Below are 16,558 nucleotides of genomic sequence, written 5' to 3' on the forward strand. Positions count from 1 at the left end.
GCGGGTACGGTGAAGATCGGGTCAAGACATGCGCCCTCCATTGGTCATCCTGCCGGCACACCTGCGGCTTGGGGTCATCCTCATCGAGGGCGGAGGCAGCAGTTGACCGACCAAACCCCCCTTGTCCGGTCCCCGGTACCACCCCTCCAACCCGGCCGCATCAAGCCGATCATGTCGCTGACGCTGAGCCGCGACGGCTCGTTCAGCCTGATCCGAGTGGCCGGCGAGATCGACAGCAACGCCCACCTGCTCACCGAGCTGGTGGAATTCCTCTGTCGCGCACCCCGACCGATGGTCGCGGTTGACCTCTCCGCGGTCCACTTTTTCGGCGCGCACGGCGTCAGCGCCCTACTCAGGGCTGGCCAACTGGCCGCCCGGGCCGACGGTCGGCTGACGCTTCGCCATCCCTCGCCGTTCGTCCGCCGCGTCCTCGCCGTCACCGGAGTGACCCGGCACCTCGCACTCGACCGCCCGTCGGAGCCGACCGGGGCTCACCTCGGCGACACCGTTTCGCCGTCACCCCGCCGGCCCGCGTCCCCCGCACCGAAGGAGAGACATGTTCAATCCACTGGATCACAAGGGCATTGCGCTCGAAAGCCAGATCCGCAACTGGCGTGAGCTCAACGTCGAGCCGATCGACCCGGAGGCGGTCGACCCGTACACCAGGTGCCGGATCATCACGATGAACGGCATCGAGGTCGAGGCGATCAATTTCCAGCACCAGTTCGCCCGGAACTGCCCGGACCAGGAGGTCCGCCGGCAGCTCGCCTACGTCCGATACGTCGAGAACCAGCAGCAGCGGGTGGTGAACTGGCTGCTCCCGGGCATCGCCAGCGTGCTGGAGACGACGCTCGGCTACGAGCAGGTGGCCGTCGACCTCACCGCCTGGGTGGCCCGGCACGAACCGGACCCCTATCTGAAGCAGGCGTACGAGTTCGGCGTGCTGGAGGACTTCGACCACCTGTACCGCTACGCCAACCTCTACGAGATGGTCGAGCGCCGCAAGGCGGAGAAGATCGTCGACGGTCTCACCGAGGTCATGCCCGGCCGGCCGACGGTCCAGGAGCACCGGCATCCCTTCGACGAGGTCCGCACCCCGTACGACCGGAACTCGGTGGACCCGCGCTCCAAGCTGCACGCGTTGACGATCCTCTCCGCGGAGCAGCAGGTGATGTTCTACTACATGAACGTCGGCCCGCAGTACATGGAACCCATCGCCCGCCAGCTCTACCAGGAGATCAGCCTGATCGAGCAGGAGCACGTCACCCACTACGAGTCGCTGCTGGACCCGGGCGAGAACTGGTGGGAGCGGCTGCTCACCCACGAGTACAACGAGTGCTGGCTCTACTACTCCTTCCTGCAACAGGAGAGCGACAGCCGGATCAAGGCGATCTGGGAGCTGCACCTGCAGATGGAGCTGGCCCACCTCCAGCAGGCCGCCGACCTGCTGCGCCGGCACGACGGTCGGGAGCCGGAGGAGATCGTCGGCAGCGCCGGGCTGCCCGAGCCGCTGACCTTCGAGCCGAACAAGGACTACCTGCGTCACCTGTTGGCCACCCAGGTCGACCTCACCAAGCTCGGTGAGGGCTACGTCCGTGAGGCGCACGAGCGCTTCGAGTGGATGCAGCAGCAACTGCACGACGGCCAGCAGCCGCCGAGTGAGCAGGTCATCGACATGCACCGGGAACGCTCCGGCGACGAGTACCGCATCGAGACCGAGGGCCCGCACCCGGTCGAGGCGCTGCGCGCCAAGGGAGGAAGCCATGCCTGAGACCGACGCCCCGCTGACGTACGGGCCGAACGAGGACGTTGTCGACCTGCTGCTCGCCCAGCACGCCCAGATCGAGCAGCTCTTCCTGCTGGTCATCGGCGGCACCGGCGAGACCCGCCGGGACGCCTTCGACGATCTGGTCAAGCTTCTCGCCGCGCACGAGACCGCCGAGGAGGAGGTGGTCCACCCGCTCGCCCGGACGCTACCCGGCGGCGGTGGCGACGCGATGGTCGACGACCGGCTCGACGAGGAACGGCAGGCGAAGGAGACACTGAAGACCCTGGTCGCCGGTGGTGTGGACGCCGACGGCTTCGAGACCGGGATCATCCTGCTGCGCGACGCCGTGCTCATGCACGCTCGTCACGAGGAGCGCTACGAATTCCCCCGGCTCCGCCAGTTCGTACCGGCCGAACGGCTGCGCAGTCTCGCGACGGCCGTCCGGGCGGCGGAGGCGTCCGCACCGACGCGCCCACACCCCGGTGCCCAGTCGGCAAAGGGCAACCTGGCCGCCGGCCCGGTCCTGGCGGTCATCGACCGGGTACGCGACGCGGTGCGCAAGCCGTCGGAGAGCTGAGTCGAGACGACCGATCGCGAAATGTGCCGCAGGGCCGCCCGCGTTGTGCGGGCGGCCCTGCGCGTCGGCACGGTGGGCGTGCCGGTCGTGGGCACGGTACGCGACGAACTCGCCAACCTCGCCGGCGAGTCGCCGGGCCTGGAGGTCAGGGCTTGCGGGCCACCCCACCGAACGCGTCGATGTCGGCCGGGGTGTCGACAGCGTCGTCCGGCCGCCACTGCGGGCACGGGACGACGCCGGGCTCCACCAGCTCCAGGCCGTCGAAGAAGCCGGCGATCTGGTCGGGCGAGCGAAGCGTGTACGGGGTGGCCCCGGTGTCGTTGTAGTCGTCCTGTGCCTGCTGAATCTCCGCGCTGATCAGGCTCGTGCCGTCGTTGAGCGAGAGGTAACTGCCGCTGGGCAGCGGCGCCAGCAACTGCCGGGCGATCGACCGGGCCGTCTCGTAGTCGGGCACATGACCCATCACGCCGCTGAGGATGAGACCGATCGGCTGCTCGAAGTCGAGCGTCTTGGCGGCCTCCGCGATGACCTCGGCCGGACGGTGGAGGTCGCCGTCGATGTAGGCGGTCCTGCCCTCGGCGGTGCCGACCAGCAGCGCGCGGGCGTGCACCAGCACCAGCGGATCGCTGTCGACGTAGACGATGCGCGCGTCGGGCGCGACGCGCTGCGCCACCTCGTGGGTGTTGTTGGCGGTCGGCAGCCCGGTGCCGACGTCGAGGAACTGGCGGACGCCCGCCTCGCCGGCGAGGAACCTGATCGAGCGGACCAGGAACTGGCGGGAGGCCCGGGCGACGTCCACGACGCCGGGGAAGACCTGTCGGTACTGGTCGCCGGCCGCGCGGTCGACCGCGAAGTTGTCCTTGCCGCCGAGCCAGTAGTTCCAGATCCGTGCCGAGTGCGGCACCGACGTGTCGATCTTCTCTTGCGCGGCGACCTCGCCGGCCTCGGGCCGCCCGGTCGTCGGCGATTCCATGGTCACGGCGAACCCCATCTCGATCGTGTGCGTGACTCCGTCGCGGGACCGCCGGCCGAGGAAGTAGCCTCCCGTGACCGTGCCACGCTATAGAAGGCCAAAGATCCACGCCACCCCGAGGAGACGCCATGGGTAAGCCGACCCGAAGCGCCGCGGTCCTGTGTGGTCTGGGTGTCGGGTTGGTGGGTGGGTCGTTCCTCGGGTCGGCCGGAATCGTGGTCGCCGCGCTCGGTCTCGGATCGTCGCTGCTGAATAGGCCCGGAAGCGGGCCGCAGCGCCGACCGGGACCCGTCCTCGACGTCGAACTGAGCCCGCCGCCTCCTGCTCAGCCGCCGGTTGGACGCGGTGCTGCGGTGCTCTGCCGCACCACGAGCTTCGGGATCACCAACGGCAACGGCTGCGGCCTGGTGTCGTCGATGGCCTGGGTGACGGCCGTGATGGCCCGCCGGCCGACGGCGGCGAAATCCTGTTGGATCGTGGTCAACGGCGGGATGAGGTAGGCCGCCTCGGGGACGTCGTCGAATCCGACGACGGAGATGTCCTGCGGCACTTGCCGCCCGCGCTCGTGCAGCGCGCGGAGCACCCCGATGGCCATCTGGTCGTTGGCGGCGAAGACGGCAGTCGTTCCCGGCAGCTCGCAGATCCGCTGCCCGGCGGCGTAGCCGCTGTGCGCTCGCCAGTCACCCAGGACCGGCTCGGGCGGGCGGACGCCGGCCGCGCTCATCGCCTGCCGCCAGCCGTCCAGGCGGGCCCGGGCCTCGGCCCAGTTGAGCGGACCGCTGACGTGCACGATCTCGCGGTGCCCGAGGTCGAGCAGGTGTTCGGTGGCCATCCGGGCGCCGAGCACCTGATCCACGCCGACGGTGAGGCTGGCCCGGGACAGGTCGCCCTCCACCACGACGAAGGGCACGCTGGAGCGGGTCCTCCGCACCACCTCCAGCGCCTCGTCGTTGCCGGCGATCATCACGACGCCCTCCACCCCGACGCGCATCAGGTGTTCGGTGGCGTCGCTGAGCGCCCGAACCGTCACCTCCGAGAGGCTCACCGAGGTGGCGAAGTAGCCGGCCGCGCGGGCGGCGTCCTCGACGCTTCGGTGGATGCTCGTCGGGCCGAACAGTGTCCGGGCCGTGCCGATGATGCCGATCATCCCGGAGCGGCCCCGGACCAGCGCGCGGGCGGCGGTGTTCGGCCGGTAGTCGAGCCGTCGGATCGCCTCGAGCACCCGCTCCCGGGTCTCGCGCCTGATGCTGGGCGCCCCGTTGATGACCCGGGACACCGTCTGGTGGGACACGCCCGCCAGACGGGCGACATCGGCCATGACCGGTGGCCGATGAGCGGCTGTCACCGCTGTCTCCGCGTGAACTCGCACTGGTGGCCCGTCCGTTCTCCCATGGAATCAGTTCCTCGTCGGCTGGTACGACCGCGCGGGGTCAGTGTGAGTGGCGGGGCACCGCGCTGCCGCTGCCCCCGACCAGGAAGTCGAGGTCCGCGCCGCTGTCGGCCTGGAGGACGTGCTCGCTGTACAGCCGCACCCAGCCCCGATCGGCCACCGGTTCCGGGGGCTGCCAGGCGGCCCGGCGGTGGGCGAGTTCCGCGTCGTCGACCAGAAGGTCCAGTCGACGCGTCGGGACGTCGACCCGGACCAGGTCGCCGGTGCGCACCAGCGCGAGCGGGCCGCCCACGGACGCCTCCGGTGCCACGTGCAGGACGCAGGTGCCGTATCCGGTGCCGCTCATCCGGGCGTCGGAGATCCGCACCATGTCGGTGATGCCGTCGGCCAGCAACCGGCGGGGCATCGGCACGTTGCCCACCTCGGGGAAGCCGGGGTAACCGCGTGGTCCGGCGTTGCGGACCACGATCACGGTGTCCGGGGTGACGTCCAGGCCGGGGTCGTCGGCCGCGACGACGTACTCCTCGATCCGGTCGAAGACGAGCGCCGGGCCGGTGTGGCTGAGCAGGTGCGCGGAGGCGGCGGAGACCTTCAGCACCGCCCCGGACGGCGCGAGCGATCCGCGCAGCACCACGGTGCCCGAGCCGGCGGCCTGGAACGGCTCGTCCACTGTGGCGATGACGTCCCGGTTCCAGCACTGGGCGCCGTCGACGTTCTCCGCCACGCTCCTGCCACTGACGGTGATGTGGTCGGTGTGCAGCAGCGGGGCCAGCTCCTTCATCACCACCGGAAGGCCGCCCGCGTAGGCGAAGTCCTCCATCAGGTACGTCCCGGACGGCATGAGGTTGACGAGCAGGGGCACGTCGGCGGTGAGCGTGTCGAAGTCCTCCAACGACAGCGGCACGCCGAGGCGTCCGGCGATGGCGAGCAGGTGGACGACAGCGTTGGTGGATCCGCCGATCGCGGCGTTGACCCGGATCGCGTTCTCGAACGCCTCCCTGGTCAGCACCGTGGACAGCCGCTGGTCCTGCTCGACCATGGCGACGATCCGCCGGCCGGCGGCCTGGGCGAGCGCGTACCGCCGGGAGTCGACCGCCGGCACGGCGGCGGCCCCGGGCAGCTGCACGCCCAGCGCCTCCGTCACGCAGGCCATGGTGGAGGCGGTGCCCATGGTCATGCAGTGACCCCGGCTGCGGGACATGCCGACCTCCGCCTCGGCGCAGTCGGCCGCGGTCATCCGACCGGCCCGCATCTCCTCGGTGAAGCGCCAGACGACGGTGCCCGAGCCGATGTCCTGGCCGCGGAACTTGCCGTTGAGCATCGGACCGCCGGTCATCATCAGCGTGGGCAGGTCGACGCTCGCCGCCCCCATCAGCAGGCCGGGAGTCGTCTTGTCGCAGCCGGAGAGGAGCACCACCCCGTCGAGGGGGTTGGCGCGGACCGACTCCTCCAGCTCCATCGCCAGCAGGTTGCGGTAGAGCATGGTGGTGGGTCGCATGAGAGGTTCACCCAGGCTCATCGCCGGGAACTCCAGCGGCAGACCCCCGCTCTCCCACACGCCCCGCTTCACCGATTCGGCCAGGTCACGCAGGTGGGCGTTGCAGGGTGTCAGCTCCGACCAGGTGGTGGCGATGCCGATCACCGGACGACCGTCGAAGACGTCGTCGGCGAACCCCTGGTTGCGCATCCAGGACCGGTGGATGAACCCGTTGCGGCCTTCCGCGCCGAACCACTGCCCGCTGCGCAGCGGCCGATTCGTCGTCGACATCAACACACCTCTCCGTCATCCGTTCGGCCGCGCGCCGCGCGGCGGTCAATGCGCGTGATTGGTTGGGTTGGCGGCGGCGCGGCCTACCGGAGACCTCCGACGGACAGTCCGCCGCGCCAGTGTCGTTGCAGGCTGAAGAACGCGATGACCAGGGGAATCACCGACACCAGCGAGCCCAGGATGATCAGGCTCCACAGCGAGGTGCCGCCCGAGTTGTTCGCGGAGGCGATGCCCTGCCAGAGCCCGAGGCCGACGGTCACCGGGAAGAGCCGATTGTCGGAGAGCATGGCCAGCGGCAGGAAGTAGTTGTTCCAGGACGCCACGGCCGACAGCAGCAGCACGGTGACCACCGCGGGACGCATCAGCGGAAGAGCGATCTGGAGGAACGTCCGGATCTCCCCCGCGCCGTCGACCCGGGCCGCGTCCAAGAGTTCGTCCGGCACCGCGTCGCGGGCGTACACGTGCATCAGGTAGACGCCGAACGGGTTGAGCAGCGACGGCAGGATCACCGCCCAGACCGTGTTGGTGAGCCCGAGCCGGGAGAACATGATGAAGGTCGGGATGACCAGGGCGGTGGCGGGCACCATCAACGCGCCGAGGACGACGGCGAAGCTGAAGCGCCGGGCGGCGAACCGGTACTTGGCGAACCCGTAGCCGGCCATCACCGACAGGACCGTGGCGCCGACGCCGCCGGCGATGGCGTACAGCGTGGAGTTGAGGATCCACCGCAGGTAGATGCCGCCGTCGTAGGTGAACAACTGCTCGAGGTTGCCGAGGTAGTCGATCTGGTCGGTGAACCACAGCGTGTTGCCGCCGCCGAACAGGCCCGGCGCGTCCTTGGAGCTGTTGACGATGACCCACCAGAACGGCACCAGGAAGTAGATCACCAGGAAGCCGAGGAGGATCTGCATCGGGAGATAGCGCTGCGGCCGGCGGGCGCCCGCGCGAACGCTCGTGGGGTCGGTCATCTACAGGAAGCTCCTCCGCTTGCGGGTGAAGAACAGGAAGGCGTACACGCAGATGAAGACGATCCCGCCGAGGGCGAACGAGATCGCCGACCCGTAGTTGAAGTTGGCCAGCGAGAACGCCTGTTGGTACGCGTACATGTTCGGGGTGAAGTCCGCCCCGATCGTGCCCGCGGCGAGGTAGCGCAGGATCTGCGGTTCGTTGAAGAACTGCAGGGTGCCGATGAGCGAGAAGACCAGGATCAGGATCAGCGCCGGGGCGATCAGTGGAATCTTGATCCGGGTCGCTACCTGCCATCGTCCGGCGCCGTCCATCCGGGCGGCCTCGTAGAGCGTCGGGTCGATGCCCTGCAACGCGGCGTACAGAATGATCATGTAGTAACCGGCCCACTGCCAGGTGACCACGTTGAGCAGACCGTAGAAGATCAGGTTGCTGCCCAGGAAGTCGGGCGCGGTGGCGCCGAACAGCCCGAAGATGTCGGTCAGCGGGCCGAAGCCCTTGCTGTAGAGGAACCCCCACATCACCGCCCCGATGACGGTGGGGATGGCGTACGGAAGAAAGATCATCAGGCGGGAGAAGCGGGCGAACAGCGTCGTCACCGCGTCCAGGATGAGAGCCATCGCGAGCGCGAGGATGATCTGGAGCGGGATGGAGACGAGCGAGAAGCGGATGACGAACCACGCCCCGGACAGGAAGCTCGGGTCGGTGAACGCCTTCACGTAGTTGTCGAACAGGACGAAGCTGGTGCCGCCGATCAGCTTCTTCTGAAAGAGGCTGAGATACAGCGCGTAGCCCAGCGGGGCGATGAGGAACGCCAGGAAGACGACCCCGAACGGCCCGACGAAGAACCACCCCATCAGGTGTTCGCGGAGGTGCACCTTGCCACGGATCTTGCGCGTCTTGGGTTGGGTACGCGGCTCGCGCTTCTCGGTCAGGACTGTCATTGTGGTCTCCGGGACGTGGACGCCGAGGGTCGAGGGGTGGGCCGCCCGGTGCCGGCGCGGCCCACCCGTGGGGTCACTGAACGGTGAATCCTTGTTCCTTGGCGTACTTCGCCACGTCCTCCTGGAGCCGGTCGGCCGCCTGGGACCCGGTGACGGAGCCCTTGATGACCTCGCTGACCTGCTTGGTCATCGCGTCGAGGTAGTACTGACCGAAGGGGGCGTAGGAGACGCCCTGGTAGGCGTCGGCGGCCGGAACGTAGACCTCCTTGTTCGCCTGCTGGCCGTCGAAGAACGCCACCTTCAGGTCGATGAACGCGGGGTCCTTCAGCGCCGTGAGGTTCAGCGGGAAGATGATCTGGTTGGTCCAGCCGTCGGTGAGCGACTCCTTGTCGGCGTAGAGCCCGTAGGCGACCTTCGCCGCCAACTCCGGCTTCTTCGCCTGCTTGGTCACCGAGAAGGCCGAACCACCCCAGTTGACCTGCACCGGGTTGGCCGGGTCCCACTGCGGCAGCGGCGCCACCGCGAACTTGCCGGTGTCCTGTCCCTTGCCGACACCCGCGCCGGTGAGGTAGCCGGGCGCCCACGCCGCCGAGATGTACGTCGCGTAGTTGCCGTTGATCACGCCGGAGATGTACTCCGGGGTGAACTGGTCCTGGGTCCCGACCAGACCCTTCTTGGCCAGCCCGCCCCAGTAGTCAAGCACGTCCTTGGACGCCTGGTCGTTGAGCTTCACGCCGATCGACTTCGGCTGCGCCGGATCGAAGGTGAAGGGCGTGGCGCCCTTCTGGATCTGCAACGCCATCAGCACCGCCGGGACGTTCGCGCCGAGATCGCCGAAGAGCGGGCCACCGGCGTCCTTCACCTTCTGCGCGGTCTGCTCGTACTCGGCCCAGGTCTTCGGCGGCGTGACCTTGTACTTGTCGAAGATGTCCTTCCGGTAGATCATGCCCATCGGGCCACCGTCGACCGGGACGCCGTAGACCGCGTCGCCGACCGACACGTCCTTCCAGGCGCCCTCGCTGTAGTTGGCCTTGACCGCGTCGTAGCCGTACTTCTTGATGTCGACGAGCGCGCCCTGGATCTGGAAGGTCGGGATCCGGTCCGCCTCAACCATGATCACGTCAGGCGCGCCGGTGCCCGCCGAGATGGCCGTCTGGAACTTGTCGTACTCGTCGCCGCCCTGCCCGACGTTGGTCCAGCAGACCTGCACCTCGTTGTTCTGCTTGTTGAAGTTGTCGACGACGAGCTGCGTGTTGGGGTACCACCCCCACATCGTGACGACCGGCAGGTCCTTCTTGGTGATGGTGTTCGTGCAGTTGCTCGCGTCGCTGCCACCGTCGTCGGACGACGAGCAGCCGACGAGGCCGGTGCCGGCCGCGAGCATGGCCACCGTGGCGATTATCTGTCGTCTCTTCATTGAGATGGTTCCCTCCGGGGGTCACGGTGCGGGGGTGTCCATGCGCTGGCGGGCGCCACCGGGGCAGGAAACCCCGCTCCCGGTGGCGTCGCCTGAAAGTGCTCCTAGCGCTTGAAAAGCCGCGGCGCCAGGTCGATGAGGTTCTTCTGCCACACGTCCCAGCCGTGCGGCCCGGGGGTGACCCCGTCGAACTCGTAACGGATACCGAGGTTGTCCAGCGTGGTCAGCGAGGCCATGAAGCTCGGGTAGACGAAGTCGGTCTGGTCACCGACGTAGAGGCGCAGCATCTTGGTGCCGTTGTTGATCGCCGCCACGTCGACGCCGGTGCCGCTGCCGAACCCGGCCGAGAACGCCGCGACGTAGCCGAACTCGCCCGGGTAGGCCTTCAGCACGCCCAACGCCTGCCCACCGCCCATCGACAGGCCGGCGAGGGCCTGCTGGGACGGGTCGCTGGAGATGTGGTAGCGGGACCGGGCCGTCGGCACGATGTTCTCCAACAGCTCCCGGTTGAAGTTCGACGAGTTGCCGTTGCCCATCACCACGACCATCGGCGTGAGATCGCCGTCGAGGAACTGGTGGTCGAGGATCTGCTTGGCGCGGCCCATCTCGACCCAGTCCGTGTAGTTCTGGCCGCTGCCGTGCTGGAGATAGAGGACCGGGTACGGCTGCGCCCGGCCCGGGTCGTACCCGGGTGGGGTCCACACCAGCGCGGTGCGGTCCTGGCCCGCGACGGTGCTGGAATAGGTCATGGCCTCGACCTTCCCGCCCTGGCCGGCCGGCACGTCGGTGAGCAGTCGGGCCTCCGGGCCGGGGATGAGGAAGGTGCTCCACATCGGCTCGGTGGTCACCTTCGTCGGGTTCGAGACGTCCTTGAACGGGACCCGGTCCACGATCAGCCGGTAGTAGTAGAACCACGGCTTCAGCGGCCCGATCGTCGCCCGCCACCGGTCGCCGTCACGGGTCAACGGCACCCGCAGCCAGCTACCGCCCGGCGCGATGTTCGCCCAGACCGTGACGTGCTGGGCGGTGGTGAAGTCCGTGGTGGTCTCGAAGGTGACGAACCCGTCCTCGGTGACGAACGGCGTCGGGGTGGTGCCGGCCGGCGGCGGCGCGAACTCGCCCTTCAGCCGCTGGTGGCCCGGGCTCGGCCCGTGGTCCGACACGTGTCGGAACAACCGGGGCACGAAGTCGACGAGATTCTCCTGCCAGGTGGTCCAGTTCCCGCCGCCGTCCGGGTTGACCCCGTCGAACTCGAACCGGACACCGGCCCGATCCAACGCCTTCGTCAGCCGGTAGGTGGCGTTGTGCGCGGGGTCGGTGACGTTCCCGGTGTACAGCCGCAGCAGCTTGACGTCGCGGTTGATCGCCTTGGCGTCCTTCCGGTCGACGGCTGGCGCCGAGTCGCCGGAGAACCAGCCGACGTAGCCGAACTGACCGGGCTTGGCGAAGGCCGCTCGGACGGCCCGCGCCGCGCCGTCGGCCACGCCGGCGATCGCCTGGTGCGCCGGGTCGCGAAGGACCCGGTACCGGTCGGCGACCGCCTTGCGGAGTGCGGTCAGCTCCCGGTCGTCCGAGCCGTTGGCGATCACCACCACCATCGGCTGCATGGCGCCGGCCGCCGAGAGGTTGTCGAGGATCTGCTTCGTCCGACCGAGGTCGAGCCAGTCGGTGGCGGCCGTGCCGTCACCAGACTGGAGGAAGAGCGCCGGATAGCGCTTCGGGCCCTTGGCCGCGTACCCCGGTGGCGTCCACACCAGGGCGGAACGCTGCTCGTCGCGGGCCCGGTAGGTAAGCGTCTCGACCGCGCCACCGGTGCCGGCCGGCGCGTCGACCAACCAGCGCGCCGAGTCACCCGGGACGAGGAAGGTGCTCCAGAGCGGGTGGGACGCCACGCTTGTGCTGTTCGTCGGGTCCTTGATGGTCTTGGTGTCGTCGGCGGTGAGCTGGTAGTGGTAGAGCCCCGGCTCAAGCGCGCCGAGCACCCCCGACCACGCGTCCCCACGACGGGTCAGGCCGAACTCCGCCCAGCTGGCCGACGGGCCGAAGTTGCCCTCGATGACGACCTGCGACACCGTGCCCAACTGCTCCTGGACGTAGCTGGCCGGAACGGTGAACGAGGCGTAGCGGTCGTCGGAGACGGCCAGCCACGGGGTGTCCGCCGTGGCGGGTTGCGGCGCGACCAGGACCGCCGCGACCGCGATGACCCCGGCGGTGAACACCGCCGAGAGTCGGCGTACGCCCAGCCGGCGTAAGCGCCCGTGATACTGTTCGGTTGTCACGCTCCACTCCTCTCTGCGCCGGCTGCGGATGCGACCCGCTGGCCGGCTCGATTCATCGGTGGATCTCGCCGTGCGTGTTGCGTGCACCTCCTTCAGGCTTCGGCCATCCGGGCACCTGCTCTGATCGCGCTGTCGGGTGCGGTCAGGTGCTGGTGCCCGTCGGTGGCTGTCACTGTCGTGCCGCGCCCGTCGGTGCTGCGGTCGAGTCGCGGATCACGAGGCTGGTCGGGAGCACCACCTGGCTCGGCTCGTCCCACTCGCCGGTGACCAGCGACTTCAGCATCCGCGCGGCCTCGTAGCCGAGCTGGAACATTGACTGGTCCACTGTGGTCAGGCCGGGCTCGGTCAGCGCCGACTCCGGGATGTTGTCGAACCCCACGACGGACAGGTCCGTCGGGACGGCAAGGCCCAACTCCCGGGCGACCTCCAGGACCTTGAGGGCCATTCCGTCGCTGGCCGCGAAGATCGCCGACGGCCGGTCGGCGCGTTGCAGCAGCGCACGCGCCAACGGGACGGCCGACTCGGGGTTGAAGTCACCCCTGCCGATCAGCGTCGGGTCGACCGGGATGCCGGCGTCGGCCAGCGCCGCCCGGTAGCCCTCCTCCCGCGACCAGGCCGAGGCCAGACTGTCGCGGCCGGCGATGAACCCGATGCGTCGATGACCCAGACCGAGCAGGTGCTCGACCGCGGTGGTGGCGCCGGCGAGGTTGTCGGCCATGACCGAGGGCGCCGTCGAGCCCCGCACCGGGTCGATGGCCACGACCGGTGCCCGGCTGCGCATCTCGCCCCAGGGCGTGACGACGATGCACCCGTCGGTGAGGGTGCCCGACAGTCGGGCGAGGTGCCGCTGCTCCCAACCCTCCGAATAGGATCCGTAGAGGTCACTGTTGGCGTAGATGATCAGGTCGAAGCCGGAGCGGCTCAGCGCCTTCATCACGCCCTTGAGCACCTCCGCCGTGTACGACTGGAAGCTGTGCGCCACCAGGCCCAGCACGTTGGTGCGGCTGCGTCGAAGGCTCGTCGCCACCAGGCTCGACTCGTAGCCGAGCTGCTCGATGGCGGAGCGGACCTGAGCGATCGTGCGGGCGCTGACGCCGTAATGCCCGTTGACCACCCGCGAGACGGTGGCGGTGGAAACCCCGGCAACCCGGGCGACATCACTCATGGTTACCGGCGCATTGACTTCGATCATGCCGCTCTCTCTGGACTGCAATCGTTATCGGTTACGTTTCCAGGATGTTGCCAACGTAACCGACAACGATTACGAACACAAGACCTCTTCGCCCTTGCGGCACCCCGGAAAAACGTGGTCTTACTGCCACTACCGGTCACTGCGATAGGGCGCCGTTTCCGGTGCCCGCCCGATCGGTCGACAACAGGTAGGAACGCTCCGTCAGAGGCTCATTACCGGGTCGGTGAACGATCACAGTTCGCGCACTTCGACCGAGCCGGTAAAGACCTTCGCCGGGGTCGGCTGGTCCGCGTCCACATTGATGACGAAGGTGCCGGCGTGGAGACTGGTCGCCCCCGCGACCCGGGTCACGTGCCCCAGGCCCTGTCCGAGGATCGGCCGGGCCCGCTCCGCCGCGAACCGGCCGCTCTCCAGCAGTGTGAACGCCCAGGTGCTGCCCAGTTGCGCGAGCTTCTCCGCGCGGGTCATCCGGCCCAGCAGATCCGACACCCGCGCGTCGACCGGCATCGCCGCGTCGGCGTAGGTCCCCTCGGTCCGAGCCTCGACAGTGGTCACCCGGTCACCCCAATCACCGCGACAAGCCGGCCGTTCGGCCGCATCGGTCGGGACGCCTCCGGCGGCTGCCGGCGCACACCGCCACACGGCGGGAAGGCGACGGCGCCGAGGCGCGCCCCGGGGGCAGGACACCCGATCTCACCAGGGCCGTCGTGCTCTGTGGCCCACGGCGGGAACATTGATCACGGGCGACGTGTCCCCTATCGTAAACGTAATCGGTAACGTTTACATAGATCAACAACGTAGGCGATGATCACTACGTTGTCCAGAGCTCGCACCGAGCCACCGCCCCTCGGTCCCGACACCGCGACGGAGATCTCGACGTCGGGACCTCGCCCGAAGGGACCCCACCCTGAGCACGCACCGCACCGCCGCGCCGCAGCTCTCGACCGGCTGCGCGAGCCCACTCCCCCACCGCCTCGGGCTGCCCGCCCGCCCGGACCAGCGGGCCGAGGCCGGTTCGACCACGAACGGAGGCCGGTCGTGAACACCGCGCGCCTACTGTTGGACCCCCGTCGACGCGTCGCACCGGTGTCCCGCCGGCTCTTCGGCTCGTTCGTCGAGCACCTGGGCCGCTGCGTCTACACCGGAATCTACGAACCCGAGCACCCGACCGCCGACCCGGACGGCTTCCGTGCCGACGTCCTCGCGCTCGTGCGCGAGCTGGGCGTCACCACGGTCCGCTATCCCGGCGGCAACTTCGTCTCGTCCTACCGCTGGGAGGACGGCGTCGGCCCGGTCGACAACCGGCCGGCGCGGCTCGACCTCGCCTGGCACAGCCTGGAGCCCAACACGTTCGGGCTCGACGAGTTCATGCGCTGGGTCGGCAAGGCGGGCGTCGACCCGATCATGGCGGTCAACCTCGGCACCCGCGGCACGGCCGAGGCCATCGACCTGCTGGAGTACGCCAACCACCGGGCGGGCAGCCAGCTCGCCGACCGCCGCCGCGAGAACGGCGCCACCGACCCGTACGGGATCAAGCTGTGGTGCCTGGGCAACGAGATGGACGGTCCGTGGCAGGTCGGCGCGCGCAGCGCGACCGAGTACGGGCGGCTCGCCGCGCAGACCGCGAAGGCCATGCGCCGCTTCGACCCCGATCTCGAACTGGTCGCCTGCGGCTCGTCGCACCTCGGCATGCCGACGTTCGGCAGCTGGGAGCGGGACGTGCTGACCGAGGCGTACGACGACGTGGACCTGATCTCGCTGCACGCCTACTACCAGCCGGTCGACGACGACCTGCCCAGCTTCCTCGCCTCGGCCGAGGACATGGACCGGTACATCGACGCGGTGACCGCGATCGCCGACTCGGTCGGCGCGATCCGCAGGTCGACCAAGAAGATCATGATCGCGTTCGACGAGTGGAACGTCTGGTACCAGTCGGCCGCCCCCTCCACGCCGCCGAGCGGCGAGGACTGGCCGGTCGCACCGCCGCTGCTGGAGGACCACTACAGCGTGGCCGACGCCGTCGTGGTCGGCGGCCTGCTGATCAGCCTGCTCCGGCACAGTGACCGGGTGACCGCGGCGTGCCAGGCCCAACTGGTGAACGTCATCGCACCGATCATGACCGAACCGGGCGGCTCGGCCTGGCGGCAGACCATCTTCCACCCCTTCGCCCGCACCGCCCGGCACGCCCGGGGCACCGTGCTCGACGTGCTCCGCGAGGGCAGCACCACGACCACCGACCGCTACGGCGAGGTCGACGCGGTCGACGCGGTCTCCACCTGGGACGACAGCACCGGCGAGATGACCGTGTTCCTGGTCAACCGGGTGCTCGGCACGCCGGCCGAGGTGACTGTCGACGTCAGTGGCGCCCGGGTGACCGAGATCGTCGAGTGCGTCACCATCGGCGGCACCGACCTGGGCGCGAAGAACACCGCCGACGGCCCGGACCACGCCGAGCCGCGCCCGAACGGCACGGCGCGGGGCGGCGACGCCAGCGTCCGGGTGACCCTTCCGCCGGCGTCCTGGACCATGCTGCGGCTGCGGGCCGAGGCGGCGACCGCGACCTGGACGCCGTGCTGGTGCTCTTCGACGCGGCGGCCCGGTTCACCGACCGGCTGCCCGGTGCCCGCACCGAGGTCTTCCTCGACCACGTGCTCGCGCAGGACCTGCCCGCCGACACCATCGCGCCGACCGCCGACCGGGGCGCGGCGGTGCGCCTGCTCACCGCGCACGCCGCGAAGGGCCTGGAGTGGGACCTGGTCGCGGTGGCCGGCGTCCAGGAGGGCATCTGGCCGGACCTGCGGCTGCGGGGCAGCCTGCTCGGCTCCGAACGGTTGGTCGACGTGCTGGCCGGTCGCTCCGTAGACGGTTCGACAGTGGCGAACGTGGTGGGTCAGACGTCGGCGTTGCTGGACGAGGAACGCCGGCTCTTCCACGTCGCCATCAGCCGGGCCCGGCGCCGGCTGCTGGTCACCGCCGTGGCATCGGCCGCGGTGGGTGGTGACGACCACGAGGAGCAGCCGAGCCGGTTCCTGCACGAGCTGGGCGTCACCCCGCCCGGACCGGTCGACCCACCGGCCGGCCCACCGCCCAACGGTGGTCCCGTCGGCGGTGGTCCGCACCCCACGCCCGGCGGCGGCGACGGTACGGCGGAGGGCGGCGGCGGCGGTGCGGCGCGGAAGGAGGATGGGTACGCCGGTCCGGTTCGGACCGGCGCGCTGCCGGTGACCCGTCCGCCCCGGGCGCTCACCCTGCCGGCGCTGGTCGCGGAGCTGCGTACCGCCGTC

The 16,558-nt window shown here is 69.6% G+C and carries 12 protein-coding genes and 2 pseudogenes; 5 read left to right on the forward strand and 9 right to left on the reverse strand.

Annotated features, from left to right (window positions below; all coding sequences use genetic code 11):
* Window positions 1-171 precede the first annotated feature (171 nt).
* From JM949_RS07395 to JM949_RS07405, 3 genes are read left to right on the forward strand one after another with little or no spacing between them, the layout of a single operon-like run.
* Complete coding sequence (locus JM949_RS07395; protein WP_203147684.1) at window positions 172-618, forward strand: STAS domain-containing protein; 447 nt, start codon at window positions 172-174, stop codon at window positions 616-618.
* The gene (locus JM949_RS07400) at window positions 557-1,771 is read left to right on the forward strand and encodes a hypothetical protein (protein WP_203147685.1); all 1,215 of its coding nucleotides are present in this window, start codon (window positions 557-559) and stop codon (window positions 1,769-1,771) included. The genes JM949_RS07395 and JM949_RS07400 overlap by 62 nt, the downstream gene beginning before the upstream one ends.
* Window positions 1,764-2,345: a hemerythrin domain-containing protein gene (locus JM949_RS07405; protein WP_203147686.1), complete on the forward strand. Its 582-nt coding sequence runs from the start codon at window positions 1,764-1,766 to the stop codon at window positions 2,343-2,345. Before JM949_RS07400 ends, JM949_RS07405 begins: the two co-directional genes overlap by 8 nt.
* Window positions 2,346-2,490: 145 nt before the next feature.
* Here JM949_RS07405 and JM949_RS07410 read toward each other — a convergent pair whose 3' ends face one another.
* The 9 genes from JM949_RS07410 to JM949_RS07450 all read right to left on the reverse strand — a co-directional run bounded on the left by JM949_RS07410 (window position 2,491) and on the right by JM949_RS07450 (window position 13,829).
* A complete protein-coding gene (locus tag JM949_RS07410) occupies window positions 2,491-3,318 on the reverse strand; it encodes an SAM-dependent methyltransferase (protein ID WP_203147698.1) in 828 nt (275 codons plus the stop codon).
* A 325-nt stretch (window positions 3,319-3,643) separates the two neighbouring features.
* Window positions 3,644-4,663 carry a LacI family DNA-binding transcriptional regulator gene (locus JM949_RS07415; RefSeq protein WP_309232047.1) on the reverse strand — a complete coding sequence of 340 codons (1,020 nt, stop codon included), beginning with the start codon at window positions 4,661-4,663 and terminating at the stop codon, window positions 3,644-3,646.
* Window positions 4,664-4,748: 85 nt separating this feature from the next.
* Window positions 4,749-6,476: an IlvD/Edd family dehydratase gene (locus JM949_RS07420; RefSeq protein WP_203147687.1), complete on the reverse strand. Its 1,728-nt coding sequence runs from the start codon at window positions 6,474-6,476 to the stop codon at window positions 4,749-4,751.
* An 83-nt stretch (window positions 6,477-6,559) separates the two neighbouring features.
* Window positions 6,560-7,444, reverse strand: a complete 885-nt coding sequence (locus tag JM949_RS07425; RefSeq protein ID WP_203147688.1) for a carbohydrate ABC transporter permease — start codon at window positions 7,442-7,444, stop codon at window positions 6,560-6,562.
* Window positions 7,445-8,386 carry a carbohydrate ABC transporter permease gene (locus JM949_RS07430; RefSeq protein ID WP_203147689.1) on the reverse strand — a complete coding sequence of 314 codons (942 nt, stop codon included), beginning with the start codon at window positions 8,384-8,386 and terminating at the stop codon, window positions 7,445-7,447.
* A 73-nt stretch (window positions 8,387-8,459) separates the two neighbouring features.
* Window positions 8,460-9,803: an ABC transporter substrate-binding protein gene (locus tag JM949_RS07435; RefSeq protein ID WP_203147690.1), complete on the reverse strand. Its 1,344-nt coding sequence runs from the start codon at window positions 9,801-9,803 to the stop codon at window positions 8,460-8,462.
* A 104-nt stretch (window positions 9,804-9,907) separates the two neighbouring features.
* On the reverse strand, window positions 9,908-12,082 hold the full coding sequence (locus JM949_RS07440) for an alpha/beta hydrolase (RefSeq protein WP_203147691.1): 2,175 nt from the start codon (window positions 12,080-12,082) through the stop codon (window positions 9,908-9,910).
* Window positions 12,083-12,251: 169 nt separating this feature from the next.
* Entirely contained in the window at window positions 12,252-13,274 is a 1,023-nt protein-coding gene (locus tag JM949_RS07445) for a LacI family DNA-binding transcriptional regulator (protein ID WP_203147692.1), read from the reverse strand.
* Window positions 13,275-13,505: 231 nt separating this feature from the next.
* Entirely contained in the window at window positions 13,506-13,829 is a 324-nt protein-coding gene (locus JM949_RS07450; RefSeq protein WP_203147693.1) for a hypothetical protein, read from the reverse strand.
* 483 nt (window positions 13,830-14,312) lie between these two features.
* Here JM949_RS07450 and arfA point away from each other — a divergent pair.
* Window positions 14,313-15,818, forward strand: a pseudogene (gene arfA, locus JM949_RS07455) (arabinosylfuranosidase ArfA); the annotation flags it as partial.
* Window positions 15,782-16,558 (forward strand): annotated as a pseudogene (locus JM949_RS07460) (3'-5' exonuclease); the annotation flags it as partial. The pseudogenes arfA and JM949_RS07460, both read left to right, overlap by 37 nt.

Source organism: Micromonospora tarensis (assembly GCF_016803395.1).
Taxonomy (GTDB): domain Bacteria; phylum Actinomycetota; class Actinomycetes; order Mycobacteriales; family Micromonosporaceae; genus Micromonospora; species Micromonospora tarensis.